This window comes from Bacillus sp. sid0103 (assembly GCF_019219025.1).
Window position 1 is genome coordinate 100,660 of record NZ_JAHUWN010000021.1, and the last position, 15,255, is coordinate 115,914.

13 protein-coding genes, 10 tRNA genes, 2 rRNA genes and 1 riboswitch are annotated in these 15,255 nt (G+C 39.8%); of the genes, 11 read left to right on the forward strand and 14 right to left on the reverse strand.

The features are described 5' to 3' along the window. Window positions 1–387: 387 nt before the first annotated feature. The 5 genes from KW850_RS21775 to KW850_RS21795 all read left to right on the forward strand — a co-directional run bounded on the left by KW850_RS21775 (window position 388) and on the right by KW850_RS21795 (window position 5,392). Entirely contained in the window at window positions 388–771 is a 384-nt protein-coding gene (locus KW850_RS21775; RefSeq protein ID WP_218349882.1) for a MarR family winged helix-turn-helix transcriptional regulator, read from the forward strand. 13 nt (window positions 772–784) lie between these two features. Beyond that, window positions 785–1,999, forward strand: a complete 1,215-nt coding sequence (locus tag KW850_RS21780) for an MFS transporter (RefSeq protein ID WP_218349865.1) — start codon at window positions 785–787, stop codon at window positions 1,997–1,999. An 89-nt stretch (window positions 2,000–2,088) separates the two neighbouring features. Continuing rightward, window positions 2,089–2,283, forward strand: coding sequence for a hypothetical protein (locus tag KW850_RS21785; RefSeq protein ID WP_218349866.1), 195 nt, complete (start codon window positions 2,089–2,091; stop codon window positions 2,281–2,283). 80 nt (window positions 2,284–2,363) lie between these two features. Next, window positions 2,364–2,544, forward strand: a riboswitch (Lysine riboswitch). 127 nt (window positions 2,545–2,671) lie between these two features. After that, entirely contained in the window at window positions 2,672–3,559 is an 888-nt protein-coding gene (dapA, locus tag KW850_RS21790) for a 4-hydroxy-tetrahydrodipicolinate synthase (RefSeq protein WP_218349867.1), read from the forward strand. 225 nt (window positions 3,560–3,784) lie between these two features. Further along, a complete protein-coding gene (locus tag KW850_RS21795) occupies window positions 3,785–5,392 on the forward strand; it encodes a ribonuclease J (RefSeq protein ID WP_374226377.1) in 1,608 nt (535 codons plus the stop codon). Between the two features lie 60 nt (window positions 5,393–5,452). On the opposite strand, the gene KW850_RS21800 is transcribed toward KW850_RS21795, so the two are convergent. Beyond that, entirely contained in the window at window positions 5,453–5,971 is a 519-nt protein-coding gene (locus KW850_RS21800) for a response regulator (RefSeq protein WP_218349869.1), read from the reverse strand. A gap of 79 nt (window positions 5,972–6,050) precedes the next feature. Beyond that, on the reverse strand, window positions 6,051–7,085 hold the full coding sequence (desA, locus tag KW850_RS21805) for a Delta(5) desaturase DesA (RefSeq protein WP_218349870.1): 1,035 nt from the start codon (window positions 7,083–7,085) through the stop codon (window positions 6,051–6,053). A 253-nt stretch (window positions 7,086–7,338) separates the two neighbouring features. Between desA and cidR the strand changes: the two genes are divergently transcribed. The 6 genes from cidR to sleB all read left to right on the forward strand — a co-directional run bounded on the left by cidR (window position 7,339) and on the right by sleB (window position 13,738). Beyond that, the gene (gene cidR, locus KW850_RS21810) at window positions 7,339–8,232 is read left to right on the forward strand and encodes a cidABC operon transcriptional activator CidR (protein WP_218349871.1); all 894 of its coding nucleotides are present in this window, start codon (window positions 7,339–7,341) and stop codon (window positions 8,230–8,232) included. 252 nt (window positions 8,233–8,484) lie between these two features. Continuing rightward, window positions 8,485–9,003 carry an acyl-CoA thioesterase gene (locus KW850_RS21815; protein WP_218349872.1) on the forward strand — a complete coding sequence of 173 codons (519 nt, stop codon included), beginning with the start codon at window positions 8,485–8,487 and terminating at the stop codon, window positions 9,001–9,003. Window positions 9,004–9,018: 15 nt separating this feature from the next. After that, window positions 9,019–9,390, forward strand: a complete 372-nt coding sequence (locus KW850_RS21820; protein ID WP_218349873.1) for a hypothetical protein — start codon at window positions 9,019–9,021, stop codon at window positions 9,388–9,390. A gap of 302 nt (window positions 9,391–9,692) precedes the next feature. Next, a complete protein-coding gene (locus KW850_RS21825) occupies window positions 9,693–11,138 on the forward strand; it encodes a DEAD/DEAH box helicase (protein WP_218349874.1) in 1,446 nt (481 codons plus the stop codon). Window positions 11,139–11,266: 128 nt separating this feature from the next. Further along, window positions 11,267–12,727, forward strand: coding sequence for a M20 family peptidase (locus KW850_RS21830; RefSeq protein ID WP_218349875.1), 1,461 nt, complete (start codon window positions 11,267–11,269; stop codon window positions 12,725–12,727). Window positions 12,728–13,018: 291 nt separating this feature from the next. Beyond that, a complete protein-coding gene (gene sleB, locus KW850_RS21835) occupies window positions 13,019–13,738 on the forward strand; it encodes a spore cortex-lytic enzyme (protein WP_218349876.1) in 720 nt (239 codons plus the stop codon). Between the two features lie 70 nt (window positions 13,739–13,808). Here sleB and KW850_RS21840 read toward each other — a convergent pair. The 12 genes from KW850_RS21840 to KW850_RS21895 form a co-directional block, all read right to left on the reverse strand. Further along, a tRNA-Ile gene (locus tag KW850_RS21840) sits at window positions 13,809–13,882 on the reverse strand. 11 nt (window positions 13,883–13,893) lie between these two features. Then, a tRNA-Gly gene (locus KW850_RS21845) sits at window positions 13,894–13,967 on the reverse strand. Between the two features lie 11 nt (window positions 13,968–13,978). Then, a tRNA-Gln gene (locus tag KW850_RS21850) sits at window positions 13,979–14,053 on the reverse strand. Window positions 14,054–14,069: 16 nt separating this feature from the next. Beyond that, window positions 14,070–14,145, reverse strand: a tRNA-His gene (locus KW850_RS21855). A 45-nt stretch (window positions 14,146–14,190) separates the two neighbouring features. Next, a tRNA-Asp gene (locus tag KW850_RS21860) sits at window positions 14,191–14,267 on the reverse strand. A 3-nt stretch (window positions 14,268–14,270) separates the two neighbouring features. Further along, window positions 14,271–14,344 (reverse strand) — tRNA-Met (locus tag KW850_RS21865). Window positions 14,345–14,505: 161 nt separating this feature from the next. Next, window positions 14,506–14,598, reverse strand: a tRNA-Ser gene (locus tag KW850_RS21870). 21 nt (window positions 14,599–14,619) lie between these two features. Then, window positions 14,620–14,696 (reverse strand) — tRNA-Met (locus KW850_RS21875). Window positions 14,697–14,715: 19 nt separating this feature from the next. Beyond that, window positions 14,716–14,791 (reverse strand) — tRNA-Val (locus tag KW850_RS21880). Between the two features lie 41 nt (window positions 14,792–14,832). Next, window positions 14,833–14,907: transfer RNA gene (locus KW850_RS21885), tRNA-Glu, on the reverse strand. Between the two features lie 41 nt (window positions 14,908–14,948). Beyond that, a 5S ribosomal RNA gene (rrf, locus tag KW850_RS21890) occupies window positions 14,949–15,065 on the reverse strand. A gap of 62 nt (window positions 15,066–15,127) precedes the next feature. After that, window positions 15,128–15,255 (reverse strand): 23S ribosomal RNA (locus KW850_RS21895); the annotation flags it as partial.

Sequence of the window (15,255 nt, forward strand, 5' to 3'; positions counted from 1 at the left end):
CTAATGTAATCAAACGTTTGATTAGTTTTTCAACATGTCCAACCATCCCCTAATTCTTCAATCCCCCTTCCTTTTTTAATCAATCGTTTGATTAGTTTTAATATACGCCTTATTCATCCAGCGCTCTGACCTTTTTAATCAATCGTTTGATTAGTTTTTTCAGCAACAACCCAATCCCTCAGAAAACCATTCATGCCAAGGCTTCAGCCCTTTTTAATCAATCGTTTGATTAGATGCGTATACTAACATTTCAGTCATTAGACATTCTATAATCATTTGTGATATACTATATTAGTTACCCAAGGTAATTATTACTCTAGCTAACTATTCCAATCCATCGGGGTGATCTATATTAAGACTTCTCAACAATTTTTTCATCAATTATTGATGTTGTACCGGCCGTTTGAAAATAAGTTGAATTTCCATTTGGCTGAGCATCAACTGCACAGAGCGCAGTGGTCTATTTTTCACTACTTATCCAATAATGGTTCTGCAACACTTGTGGAACTCTCGCATTACTTATATGTGGAAAAACCCACTGTCACCCGGACCATTAACCGTTTAGAAGAACTAGGATATGTCGAGCAGGTTCCGACCAACGATAAACGTGAAAAGAGAACACAACTGACTGAACTAGGGAGAAAAATATATACGCAGGTCCGTGTCACGATTGATCAATTTGAAAATGACATCTTAAAAGGAATCTCGGAGCATGAACAGCTTGAGGCCATCCGGATTATGAGCCTAATTCGAGATAATATTATAAAGTAAGGGGATAATTACTGTGAATCAACCAAGAGCAAGACTTTGGACCAAGGATTTTACGATTGTGTCCGGGGTCAATTTTTTTGTAACGTTAGTCTTTTATTTATTAATTGTCATCATTGGTGTTTATGCCGTAGATGAATTTGATGCTTCTACCAGTCAAGCAGGACTTGTTACAGGGATTTTTATTGTTGGGTCATTAATTGGACGGTTGTTGATTGGCAGATTTATTGAGTCCATTGGTCGAAGGAAAACGTTATTCATTGGTACCATCTTTTTTATTTTGACTCTTCTTTTATATTTTGTGAATTTTGGCATCACCTTTCTGCTTATTACGCGCTTACTCCATGGAATTGCTGGGGGTATGGTCGGCACCGCAACAGGAACGATTGTGGCTCAGATTATCCCTTCTACACGAAAGGCTGAAGGAATCGGCTATTTCAGCATGAGCGCAACACTGGCAACAGCGATTGGCCCATTCATTGGACTGTACATGAGTCAGCATACTGATTTCCAAATGATCTTTATTTTCACACTGGCATTAGGAGTTATTAGTTTAATCACAGCATTCTTTGTTGATGTGCCGGAAATGGAAGGGTCGGCGAAACCAACTGAAACAAAAGGATTCAAGATTTCTAATTATATTGAACCAAAAGCACTTCCAATTGCGCTTATTACACTAGTAGTTGCCTTTTGTTATTCAAGCGTTCTTTCATTTATTAATTTCTATGCGATTGAAATCGACCTAGTTAGTGCTGCAAGTTTCTTTTTCCTAGTCTATTCTATCGCTGTATTGTTATCACGCCCCATTACCGGACGCATAATGGATTTAAAAGGAGCAAACTATATTATGTATCCGTGCTTTATTGCCTTAGCTGCCGGTTTGTTTCTGCTTAGTACCGCAAGCTTAAGCATCACTTTATTAGCAGCTGGTGTATTGATCGGCCTTGGTTTCGGTAACTTGCAATCAAGTACCCAGGCAGTGGCGGTAAAGGTCACGCCTCCCCATCGGATGGGTTTAGCAACGTCGACTTTCTTTATTTTTCTTGATGCTGGTCTTGGATTCGGTCCATATCTCCTTGGATTTATGATCCCCTTAACCGGCTATAGTACTCTGTATGTAATCTTAGGCGTAGTTGTTCTAGCATCAATTGTTCTTTACTACTTCTTGCACGGGAAGAAAGAACTTTCTAGAAGGACATTGGTAAAAGATCCAACTCCAGGAACTCATTGATTTCCATCCCCCCATTCGACTGCAGACATAAAACCAGTTTTAAGCAAATATGATTAACATAAGAATCCTAAATAAAGGGGTCGGTAAATTTGGTAATTTTTAATAAAATTGCATTATCCTTTGTTGTTTTCTTCTCCTTCAGTATGATCATCAATACTTATTTAGGAGAAAAGGAACAGGTCAAATCGGATGTTATTTACTTTGTTATGAACGGGTTTGCTTATATTGTTTCTGCATTAGAAGTAGAGAAGGAAAAACAGGGTTTGAAAATTGCTGAAATATAGTACCATCTCCCCTTGAAACAAAAGAAATATTCTGATATATTTACTATCAATTATATATTTTCTTACTTCAAAATTTTTGAAGTGAGGATAGAGGCGCAAAGACCATTAGTACACAATGGGAGGATAATGGGGTCCAACGATAATTGTGAAAAGGGGAATTTGCCGAAGCTTCATTGATGCTCATTTATCATGAAGCTGGTTCTGCTATTGAATAAATACAGAACTGTCATATAGGAAACTATATGGAGGGCTATCTTACGCACGGGAACTTATTTCTTTATGTTTCTACTGCAACAGCGAACCCTCGTTGTTGCTTTTTTGCGTTGAATGTTGAGTGGCCTTGCCCCCCTCTAAATTTTAAAAAAATTTATTAAAAGGGTGAGAAAAAATGAAATTTGGCCAAGTTTTAACCGCGATGGTTACGCCATTTGATCAAAATGGCGAGGTTGATTTTAACGCAACAAGAAGATTAGTAGATTATTTGATTGATAATGGGACGGATGCGATCGTCGTTGCTGGGACAACAGGAGAATCCCCAACCTTAACGACTGAAGAAAAAATCGCTCTCTTTAAAGTGGTTGTCGATGCTTCGGGAGGAAGAATTCCAGTCATCGCTGGAACTGGCTCCAATAATACGCGTGCTTCCATCAGCTTAACCAAGCAGGCTGAAGAAGCAGGTGTAGATGGGATTATGCTTGTTGCTCCTTACTATAACAAACCATCCCAAGAAGGTATGTATCAACACTTTAAATCGATTGCTGAATCCACATCCTTACCGATTATGCTTTATAATATTCCTGGCCGAAGTATGGTTAATCTGGAGGTAGAGACCATTGTTCGCCTTTCACAAATCGAGAATATTGTCGCCTTAAAAGAAGCAAGCGGCAACCTGGATGCCATGGCTGCGGTTATTAGCCAAGCCCCAAGTGATTTTACCCTTTATAGTGGTGATGATAGCTTAACATTACCCGTGTTAGCCATTGGAGGAGCAGGCGTTGTATCCGTTGCTTCCCATATCATTGGCAATGAAATGCAAGAAATGATCAATTATTTTAAAAATGGTAGGTCTCAGGATGCTGCTAGTTGCCATCGCCGCCTACTTCCTCTTATGAAGGCATTATTTACTGCTCCAAATCCAGCACCAGTAAAAGCAGCCTTGAACATGAACGGGGTTGAAGTTGGCGGACTTCGATTACCATTGCTCCCTTTAAGTGATGGAGAAGAAAAGGCATTAAAAGTTTTTCTTCCTGCCAACAAAATCAAAACATTGATTTAAAAATGACCGATTTATTGGAATGATAAAAGGCTGCCAACGACCAGTGTGTTGGCAGCCTTTTGTTGTTCTCTGACAAAAAGTTTCCCTCTTCCCTTCTAAATAAAGTCTATCCAAAAGGGCATACTATTCTTATTTACTTGGAATAGGGAGGATATTTACTTGCGAACCAATAATCATCAATTATCCATTTTCGCGTTAGGCGGCATCAATGAAATCGGTAAAAACATGTATGTGGTTCAATACGCAGATGATATTTTTATCATTGACTGCGGGGGGAAGTTTCCAGATGAGAGTTTATTAGGAATTGATTTAATTATCCCCGATATTACGTATTTAGAAGAAAATCAGGAGAAAATTCAGGCTTTAATTGTGACACATGGGCACGAGGACCATATTGGTGGTATTCCTTACATTTTAAGAAAATTAAATATCCCTATCTATGCTACACATTTTACCCTTGGTCTCATTGAATTAAAAATAGATGAGCATCGCCTCCGTGGAAACACGAAGCTGATGACCATTGACTCTAATTCAAGACTGGAGTTTGGTGAAACAAGTGTTTCCTTCTTCAGAGTTAGTCACAGTATCCCGGATTGTCTCGGCATTGTTTTTCATACGCCAGAAGGCAATGTAGTTCATACTGGTGACTTCAAATTTGATTTAACACCTGTGAATAATCAATATTCAGATATTCATAAAATGGCCGATATCGGTCAGGAAGGTGTCTTGGTTTTAATATCTGAAAGTACCAACGCTGAGCGTAAAGGGCTGACGCCGTCCGAACAAATGATTGGCGACAATTTGGATGAGGCCTTCATGAAAGCTGATGGGAAAATCTTTATCTCCACCTTTGCTTCGAATGTGAATCGTGTTCAACAGGTGGTTGCGGCAGCGATAAAGGCCAATCGAAAGATCGCGCTTCTTGGCCGGAGTATGGTAAATGTGGTCTCAGTTGCGATTGAGCGTGGTTATTTAACCATTCCAGATGGGATGATCATCGAACCACGCGAAGTTGATAGACTTTCTCCTGAAAAGGTGGTCATCCTTTGTACGGGTAGTCAAGGAGAGCCAATGGCTGCCCTTGCCCGTCTGGCGAGCGGAAACTTTCGCGATGTCTCTGTTTATCCCGGTGACACGGTTATTTTAGCTGCATCTCCAATACCGGGAAATGAAAAGGACGTTTCTCGAATCATCGACAATTTATATCAACTCGGCGCCAAAGTAATTTATGGTTCTGGAAGTTCAACTGGTATGCATGTTTCAGGGCATGGCTATCAAGAAGACTTAAAGCTCATGCTGACTTTGATGAAACCTACCTATTTTATTCCGATCCATGGTGAGCATCGAATGCTGCACCATCACCGATTGTTGGCTGAATCAGTGGGAGTAGAGAAGGGAAATACCTTCATTATCAAAAATGGTGATGTCGTAGATGTTGAAAACCAGGTTGCCCGTCAGACTCGCTCGATTCCAGCCGGGGATACATATGTGGACGGAATGGGTGTTGGCGATGTAGGGGACATTGTGTTACGAGACCGGAAACAGCTTTCTGAGGATGGAATGCTCGTAATTGTTATTACAATTAATAAATCGGACCGAAGGATTATTTCCGGACCTGACACCATTACACGTGGTTTCGTATACGCAAGGAATTCAGACGAACTTCTAAAAGAGATTAACCGCCTGGCTAAGAAAACTATTAACGACCTGCAAAGTGAGAATATCCGTCAATGGAATGTCATCAAACAAAACATCAAAAAAACCGTCGGACAATATCTATTCGCTCAAACAAAAAGAAAACCTATGATCCTCCCTATCATTATTGAAATCTAAAAATATAAAGGGTGTCAGGCACCATGTGAAAATTTCACATGGTGCCTGACACCCTTTTTCTTAGCCTGTTGGCAATTTCATTTTATCTAGTATGGTGGTGAGGTAATTTCTAACTGTGTTAATTTTTGTCTGTTGCATGGCGCGCGGTTGGAACACTTCTATATCGTGTTCCTGATCATTGATCGATTCTTCATCGATTAGTTCGGGGCAGTATATTCTATCTCCATGGACAATGCTGCGAATGGAGCTTGCTAATTCCTCACTCGGGCTATCCTTCAATAAATACCCACTTACATCCGCTTGTAAGGCACGCTGATAATATCCACTCCGTGCAAAGGTTGTTAAGATAATGACCTTACAGCCAAATGAGCTTAAAGCTTCCGCTGCCTCAAGACCGCTCATTTCAGGCATCTCAATATCCATGATACAAATATCAGGCTGCAATCGGTGAACTAGTGCAATAGCCTCTTCCCCATTGCTCGCCTGGCCGACTACTTCCATATCCTCTTCCAAATTCAGGAGAGAACCCATAGCCCCTAACAGCATTTCTTGATCCTCTGCAATAACAATTCGAATCATGTAAGTTCTCTCCTTATCTGGCAGCTGTTATGTAAATAACAACTCCCCTTAAATTAAGGGGAGTAAGCCTGTAAAATTGTTAAATTTCCGGTTTAACCTGTTGTACAGAAAACCTTTTCTTTGCTAATGCTTTGACTTCCTTAAAGCTGACAAAATTCTTTCGCTCCTCATCCCACAAACGGAAACGAAGTGACCGTAAGCTTGTAGCAAGAGAAATGGTTGGTACTTTTTGTAATGGCGGTGTACTATTGTGTGCTTCTTCCAACTTATAGTTAGGTACACGAGGGCTTAAATGGTGAACATGGTGGAAACCAATATTCCCAGTGAGCCATTGTAAAACTTTTGGAAGCTTATAGAAAGAACTTCCTTCTACTGCAGCTTTCACATATTCCCAGTCCTTATCTTCTTCAAAATAAGAATCTTCAAAAGTGTGCTGTACATAAAACAACCAAATACCTGCAGCTCCTGAAATCATGAAAATCGAGCCTTGTACTAATAGAAACGACTGCCATCCGATTGCCCAACAAAGTAAACTAATCAAAGCAACAATCAGAACATTCGTCAAATAAGTGTTGTTTCGCTCTTTCCTTTTAGCACCTTTACGGTTAAATCGATTTTTAAGAAGAAACACATAAATTGGACCTAATCCAAGCATAACCAGTGGATTACGATAAAAACGATAGGCAAGACGAAGTCTAAGTGGTGCAGCTAAATATTCATCTACTGTAAGTGTCCAAATATCACCTGTTCCACGTTTATCCAAGTTACCACTTGTCGCATGATGAACAGAATGCTCATGTCCCCATTGATCAAACGGGAAAATCGTTAACACACCCATCGCTGTCCCAACAACTCGGTTGGCACGGCGGCTTTTAAAAAAGGAATGATGGGTACAGTCATGAAATATGATGAAAATCCTTGTTAAAAATCCTGCGGCTATCACCATAGGAACTAATGCTAACCAATAGGATACGGATAGGCTTAAATAGGCAAGGTACCATAATGCAATAAATGGTACGACTGTGTTAATAATTTGCCATACACTTTCTTTTGTCGTTGATTTTTCAAAGGGAGCAACTTGTTTTTTTAGAGTCATCTTATTTTGTGTGGTCATTTTATTGAATTCCCTTCCTTCTTTGTTTCGTTATACCAAAGTATATAGGAAGGATTTTGTCCTTGTTAGTAGCAGGTGTCATGTACAGGGTATGACAAATGTCATATTACATAATATTTTTTTATCAAAATGTGCATTGAGTGTCTGATTTTTGCCGTGCTATAAAAGATGTTGGCTTTGTGATAAAATAATTATTTCAAGATACTTTAGTGATATATCCATCCAAAAAATCAATTACAAGCAGGTGTACATATTGGATATCAAACATTTACAATATTTTATTGAAGTATCGAATTTCAATAGTTTTTCCCGAGCGGCAGATCATTTATTTATTACTCAACCAACCATTAGTAAAATGATTAAAAACCTGGAGACGGAGTTGGGCGTTGCTCTTTTTGATCGCTCCCGTAAACAATTAACCTTGACCGACGCAGGTCTAATCATATTGGAACAAGCAAAATTAATTGACAAAGCATTTAATAATTTAGAAACGGAATTGGACAACCTTACAGGACTAAAAAAGGGGCATATTCGTATTGGATTGCCTCCCATATTTAATGCGCATCAATTCCTCCAAATTGTTGGCAGCTTTCACGAAAAGTACCCTGGGATTACTTTTCAATTAGTAGAAGATGGTTCAAAGAAAATAGAAGAAGATGTTGGCAAAAATCTTCTTGATGTTGGAATCGTTGTTCTTCCGACTAAGAACGAACTCTTCGACCATTTCTCTTTTATGGAAGAAGATCTAAAGCTCATCCTTCACCCATCACACCCACTAGCAGAAAGAGAGGAAGTCCAGTTAGCTGAATTGGCCAACGAATCCTTTATTTTGTTTAATAAGGACTTTGTCTTAAACGATCGAATTATTCTTTCATGTAACAATGTAGGCTATAATCCACACATTATATCTGAAAGTTCACAGCAGTCTTTTATTGAAGAAATGGTTTCATTCAAACTTGGAATTTCCCTTTTGCCGGAGAGTATTTGCCATAATCTAAATAAAAATGTAAAGTCAATTAAAGTAGTAAACCCGTCCATCAGTTGGAACCTAGCCATTATTTGGGGCAAAGATCAATACTTCTCCTATGCTGCAAAAGAATGGCTGAAGTTCACTAAAGAACAGCTCACAAAGGGATTTCAAGATTAATTTTATATGCTCTATACTAGTCACGACGGTTCATAATAATGGAACCGTCTTTTTTATTTTCTAAAAATTCACTATTTATATAATGCATAATTGAAAGCATTTACATAGATAAAAGCTATGCTAAAGATAAAATTTAACCATTTTACTAACCGGGCAATGGGGCGTACACTTGTTTCAGGCAAGAAAAACCTTTTAATAACGTGGATATAGTATTTACTTGCTAAAATATCCAATCATGAAAGGAAGAACTTAATGAAAGAAAAAAAAGCGAAAGAAAGCCGCATTATTAATACAGCGCAAGTATTATCATGCGATTTAAATAATTACAATACATTGTTTGGCGGCGTTTTAATGAAGAAACTAGATGATGCCGCAACTTTATCAGCCCGCAGGCATTCTCGAGTTAAAGAATGCGTAACTGCATCTACGGATCATATCGACTTCTTATGCCCTATTCATCAAACTGATTCAGTCTGTGTCGAATCGTTTGTAACATATACAGGTAGAACTTCTATGGAAATTTTTTGTAAAGTTATCGCAGAAGATATGATGAATGGCGAGCGACGCATCGCAGCTACAGCATTTTTGACTTTTGTAGCTTTAGATGAAAATAAGCGACCTGTTGAAGTTCCAGGTATCATCCCTGAAACCGAGGAAGAAAAATTCCTCTACACAACAGCTAAAGAAAGAGCAGAAATCCGCAAATTAAGAAGACAGAAAAGTAAAGAATTAGCTGAGTATATTTCACTAGAAAAACCTTGGGACAATTAAGAGGAGGAAGAATTTATGATAACTTTATCTAGTATTGATGAATTAAAAGCTGCCAACGAAGTCCTTGAGAATTTTCAAAAAGACTATCCAAATCTTTTTAAAAAACTGTTGGATATTGTTAATCTTACACGAGCATTCCAATTTAAATATCAATACATGGGATGTTTAATTATGGATGAGGATCCTGGTCAAAATACCCCTAATTTTGTGTACGGATCTGTTCTGCGCTTGTATAAAAAAGAATTACAAAAATTAAAAGATGACCAAAATTCCCAAGTATTGAAAGAAACTTTTTCTGAAATCAAAAACATCGGTTACGCAAAAATCAGCCTTTTAGTATCCGGTATGACACCAGAATCATTAGTTGGCGCTTCTAGTATTAAGTAGACTAGTCTATAGCCTTTCTACTAATGATAACCTAATATAAAAGTACTATATATTGCACTATCGTCTCCCCCATTACGCCACTTTTGCAGAAGAAGCAGAAATCATTTTCATGGTTCCTGCTTCTTCTTTTTGCATTTTATCGACCACTATTAACGCGAATTAATAAGCGAACAGTGCTCGTAACTGTTCGTTTTTTTCCATATATCAAGTATAATGAACCATATTCAGATTATGCATACGATATTTCATTGCGAGAAATCCTATAGATAAGCCGGATAAAACTAATTAAACGAGGTTATTACATGAGTGAAAAAAGCTTTACGGATTATAATTTAAGTGATGAAATCACAAGAGCACTGGCCATTTTAAAATATGACACTCCTACCGAGGTTCAAACCGAAGTTATCCCTTTAGCATTGAGGAATCAAGATCTTGTCGTAAAATCACAAACAGGCAGCGGTAAAACCGCTTCTTTTGCTATTCCTATATGTGACATGATTGACTGGGAAGAAAGAAAGCCCCAAGCATTAATTCTTACCCCGACTAGGGAACTTGCCGTTCAAGTTCGCGAGGACGTAACAAACATCGGCAGGTTTAAACGAATAAAGGCAATGGCCGTCTATGGAAAAGAACCCTTTTCGAAGCAAAAAGAAGAATTGCAGCAAAAAACGCATGTCGTCGTTGGGACACCAGGACGTGTCATGGACCATATCGACAGAGAAACCCTCGTACTAGACGAAATCAAGTATCTTATTATTGATGAAGCAGATGAAATGCTTAATATGGGTTTTATCGACGAAGTCGAAGCGATTATAAAAGAGCTTCCGTCTGACAGAGTCACGATGGTATTTTCGGCTACCTTACCACAGGATGTTGAAAACCTCTGCCATAAATACATGAACAATCCTGTTAATATCGAGATCGCTTCTACTGGGGTCACGACCGATACGATAGAACATCTGTTAATTGAGGTGAAAGAAGAACACAAGCTTTCCCTGCTAAAAGATGTTACAGTTATTGAAAATCCAGATAGCTGTCTTATTTTTTGCCGAACAAAAGAACATGTGGATACGGTGTACAGCGAATTAGATGACTCCAATTATTCTTGTGAACGACTCCATGGGGGATTAGAACAACAAGATCGATTTGCCGTAATGGATGGCTTCAAAATGGGAAATTTCCGCTATCTCGTCGCAACGGATGTGGCCGCACGCGGAATTGATATTGATAATGTCACCCTTGTCATCAATTATGACGTCCCGATGGAAAAAGAAAGCTATGTTCACCGAACAGGAAGAACTGGCCGTGCAGGCAATGAAGGCAAAGCGATTACGCTTGCCACACCATATGAAGGGAAATTTGTTCGCGCGATTGAACGATATATTGGGTTTGAGATTCCGAAAATGGAGGCACCTAAGCCTGAGGACGTCGCGAAAGGAAAAGAGGCTTTCGCGGAAAAAATTAGCGGCCGACGTGTCGTGAGAAATAATAAAACGGCTCGAATTAACCAAGGTATTATGAAGCTCCATTTCAGTGGAGGAAAAAAGAAAAAGATGCGAGCGGTCGATTTTGTCGGAACCATCGCAAAAATTCCTGGAATCACAACCGATGATATTGGCATTATCACCATCCAGGATCAAATGACCTATGTTGATATTCTTAATGGGAAAGGCTCACTCGTCTTACAGGCGATGGAGAATGCCACCATAAAAGGGAAGAAACTGAAAGTTAGCAAAGCGCTGAAATAAGGACAGACATGTAGAGCGATTATCCAGTATAATCGCTCTTTTATTTTATCTATTCACATAAAATTCCCGCTATTCTGATAAATATTGTACTATTAAGATACTAATCAGGAAAAATGGAGGATTTTTCTATGAAAAAACGAAAGCTTGCACTACAAATTTTGTGCGGTATCATTCTTGTTTTCTTAATTGTAACCGTTTTCAAAACACTGACACTACAGTCAAAACAACCTGTCCCCCACCGGGCAGACGTAGCAATTAGCGAAGAAGAGGCTCTCCGTCATTTATCCACAGCTATCACCTTCAAAACCGTATCCTATCAAGACCGTAGTAAATTCGATTTTAAAGAATTTGATAAATTTATTGCCTTTTTACAAGAAAGCTTCCCCCATGTTTATGAGCAGCTTGAATTTGAAAAGGTAAATCATTATGCCCTTGTGTATAAATGGAAAGGGACAGATGCAAGCAAAAAGCCAATCGGCTTAACAAGTCATTATGATGTGGTCCCTGTCTTATCTGGAACGGAAGCCAATTGGGAGCAAGATCCTTTCAGTGGTGCTGTTGTGGACGGAAAGATATGGGGCCGGGGAACGTTAGATGACAAAATTGGTGTAATCGGCATTTTAGAAGCGGTTAATTATTTATTAAACAAAGGCTTCCAACCGGAGCGAGATATGTATTTCATGTTTGGATTTGATGAAGAAATTGGCGGTGATGATGGGGCGAGAGCCATTGTAGACTCCCTAAAAGATAGAGGGGTCACATTTGACTATGTTTTAGATGAAGGGGGCGCAATTGTCGAAAACATGGTTCCTGGGGTGAACCAGCCTGTTGGTGTCGTTGGTATTTCTGAAAAAGGATCTGCTACGGCAGAATTAACGATTGAAGGCAGCGGCGGTCATTCCTCCCAGCCAAAGGACCACACCAATATTGGCAGGATATCAAAAGCGATAGCTAAATTAGAAGATACCCAGTTTAATGGCGACCTTAGAGGTCCGGGTGAAGACTTATTTGAATTTGTTGCACCGGAAATGAGTTTTGGAATGAAATATGTATTTGCCAACAAAGGTATTTTCGAGCCAGTGATTAAAAAAATATTACTTGGTCAGCCAGCTTCTGCAGCATTAATTCGTACCACGATCGCCCCAACGATTTTTCAGGCGGGCGAGCAATATAATGCTTTACCAGAAAAGGCTACAGCCATCATCAACCTCCGTCTTATGCCTGGTGATTCCTTAGGAGAGGTAAAGAAGTTCATTAAAGCTACCATAGAAGATGATGATATTAAAGTGACGATAACGGGAAATGAAGCATCCAAGGTGTCTTCGATTAAGGGATGGCCATTTAAGTCGATTCAACAAGCTGCAAGAAATGTTTATGGTAATGCAGTCGTTGCCCCCTATTTAATGTTTGCCGGCTCTGATGCACGGCAATATGACACTATTTCGAAGAATACGTACCGGTTCTTACCTGTCCAGATTACTTCAGAAGATCTCAACCGAATGCATGGCACGAATGAACATGTCAGTATCGAAAACTACCTGAAGGCGATTCAGTTTTATGCGGAAGTCATTTTGGAGTCTAATAAATAAGTGGTTATCTTATCAATCTTTAATTAGCTTTAAAACAGGTCTAACTTGGTGAAACTCGTTTATATCATGGCATCAAGCCATTTTAATCAAACGTTTGATTAGTTTTTCATTCAATTAAAGTGAAATAACAAGGAAATTTCTTAATGAATGTGAACAAAACTCATAAGGTATCTATTAAATATTAGGAAAGGATACTGTAATCATACGGTATCCTTTTTTTAATAAAAAAATTACATAAAAGGGTAAAATTAGAAGAAGATAAAATTATTAATGTTCTTAGGAGGCTATATTTTGCGAGAAAAAGCTTTCATTAAGACACGGCTCATTTTTATTGTTCTTTTAATTGTGTTCATCACCACTAGCGAACAAAGTAAAGACGCACTAGCGTTTACAAGTCAGGTGCTGCAAAGAGGTTCGACAGGAGAGGACGTAATTGAGTTACAGTCACGACTCAAATATAACGGCTTTTATAAAAGTGAGGTAGACGGTGTTTTTGGCTGGAATACTTACTGGGCCGTTCGGAATTTTCAAGATCAATTCGGTCTGCCTGTCGATGGAATTGTCGGGGCAAAAACAAAGGCTGCTATTGTTAAAGCTACAAAGTATGAAAAACCAGGTTCATCAGGTAATAATTCTGCTAATGTACCATCCGGTTTTTCACAGAATGATATTCAATTGATGTCAAACGCTGTTTACGGGGAATCACGTGGAGAGGAATACACTGGGCAGGTAGCTGTTGCAGCTGTTATTTTAAATCGTGTCACCAACTCATCATTTCCTGATACAGTGGCAGGTGTCATCTATCAACCCGGGGCCTTTACTGCAGTAGCAGATGGCCAGATTAATTTAACTCCTAATGCGACAGCGAAGAAAGCAGTTATGGATGCCATCAACGGCTGGGATCCTAGCGAAGGGGCTATTTACTATTTTAATCCTGACACCGCGACAAGCAGTTGGATATGGAGTCGTCCACAAATTAAAAGAATTGGAAAACATATATTTTGTAGATAGTTGTATTTAAGTAACTAAAAAGACTTGGAAGCTTAAACAGCTTCCAAGTCTTTTTTGAGATTATATGTGATGGGCCTAAATGGACTCGAACCATCGACCTCACGCTTATCAGGCGTGCGCTCTAACCAGCTGAGCTATAGGCCCAAAAATTTAATTGGAGCGGGTGAAGAGAATCGAACTCTCATCATCAGCTTGGAAGGCTGAGGTTTTACCACTAAACTACACCCGCAAATAAAAAAATGGCTGGGCTAGCTGGATTTGAACCAACGCATGTCGCAGTCAAAGTGCGATGCCTTACCGCTTGGCTATAGCCCAATATGTTAAAAATAAATGGGGCGACTGATGGGAATCGAACCCACGAATGCCTGAACCACAATCAGGTGCGTTAACCACTTCGCCACAATCGCCAAAATCTATATATATTAATAGTAGGAAACCTACTAGAAAAAAGATGGCGGTCCGGACGGGACTCGAACCCGCGACCTCCTGCGTGACAGGCAGGCATTCTAACCAACTGAACTACCGGACCAAATTGCGGGGACAGGATTTGAACCTGCGACCTTCGGGTTATGAGCCCGACGAGCTACCGGACTGCTCCACCCCGCGACGATAATAAAACCATAATATTTTATTCATGCCCTAAGTTGCATGAACTGTATCAATCTCAGAAAGCATATGCAAGCAGCAGCTCGATTGATACAACTCGCAGATTTTTCATAGAAGCAATGCTCGTTGCTCCACCCCGCGATAATAATATTTAAAAAATATGGAGGAGGAAGAGGGATTCGAACCCCCGCGCGGTTTGACCCGCCTGTCGGTTTTCAAGACCGATCCCTTCAGCCAAACTTGGGTATTCCTCCAGTGTCAAACAAAAATTCATTTGGTAGCGGCGGAGGGGATCGAACCCCCGACCTTACGGGTATGAACCGTACGCTCTAGCCAGCTGAGCTACACCGCCAAAGAACAAATATAATTTATGGTGGAGGATGACGGGATCGAACCGCCGACCCTCTGCTTGTAAGGCAGATGCTCTCCCAGCTGAGCTAATCCTCCACAACGATGAAAGTTATTTTTCTCTTGCATAAAAAAAACTTTGGTGACCCCTACGGGATTCGAACCCGTGTTACCTCCGTGAAAGGGAGGTGTCTTAACCACTTGACCAAGGGGCCGCTATAAATAGTAAGCAAAATAATAGCCCCGTTTGGGGCTAGCCTGGCAACGTCCTACTCTCACAGGGACGCGTGTCCCAACTACCATCGGCGCTGAGAAGCTTAACTTCCGTGTTCGGTATGGGAACGGGTGTGACCTTCTCGCCATTGCTGCCAGACTATATGAGGTTTTATTCCCTCAAAACTAGATAATTGACAATCATCATATATACTTTTCATTTTGGTTAAGTCCTCGAACGATTAGTATCAGTCAGCTCCACATGTTACCACGCTTCCACCTCTGACCTATCAACCTGATCATCTTTCAGGGTTCTTACTAGCTTGCGCTATGGGAAATCTCATCTTGAG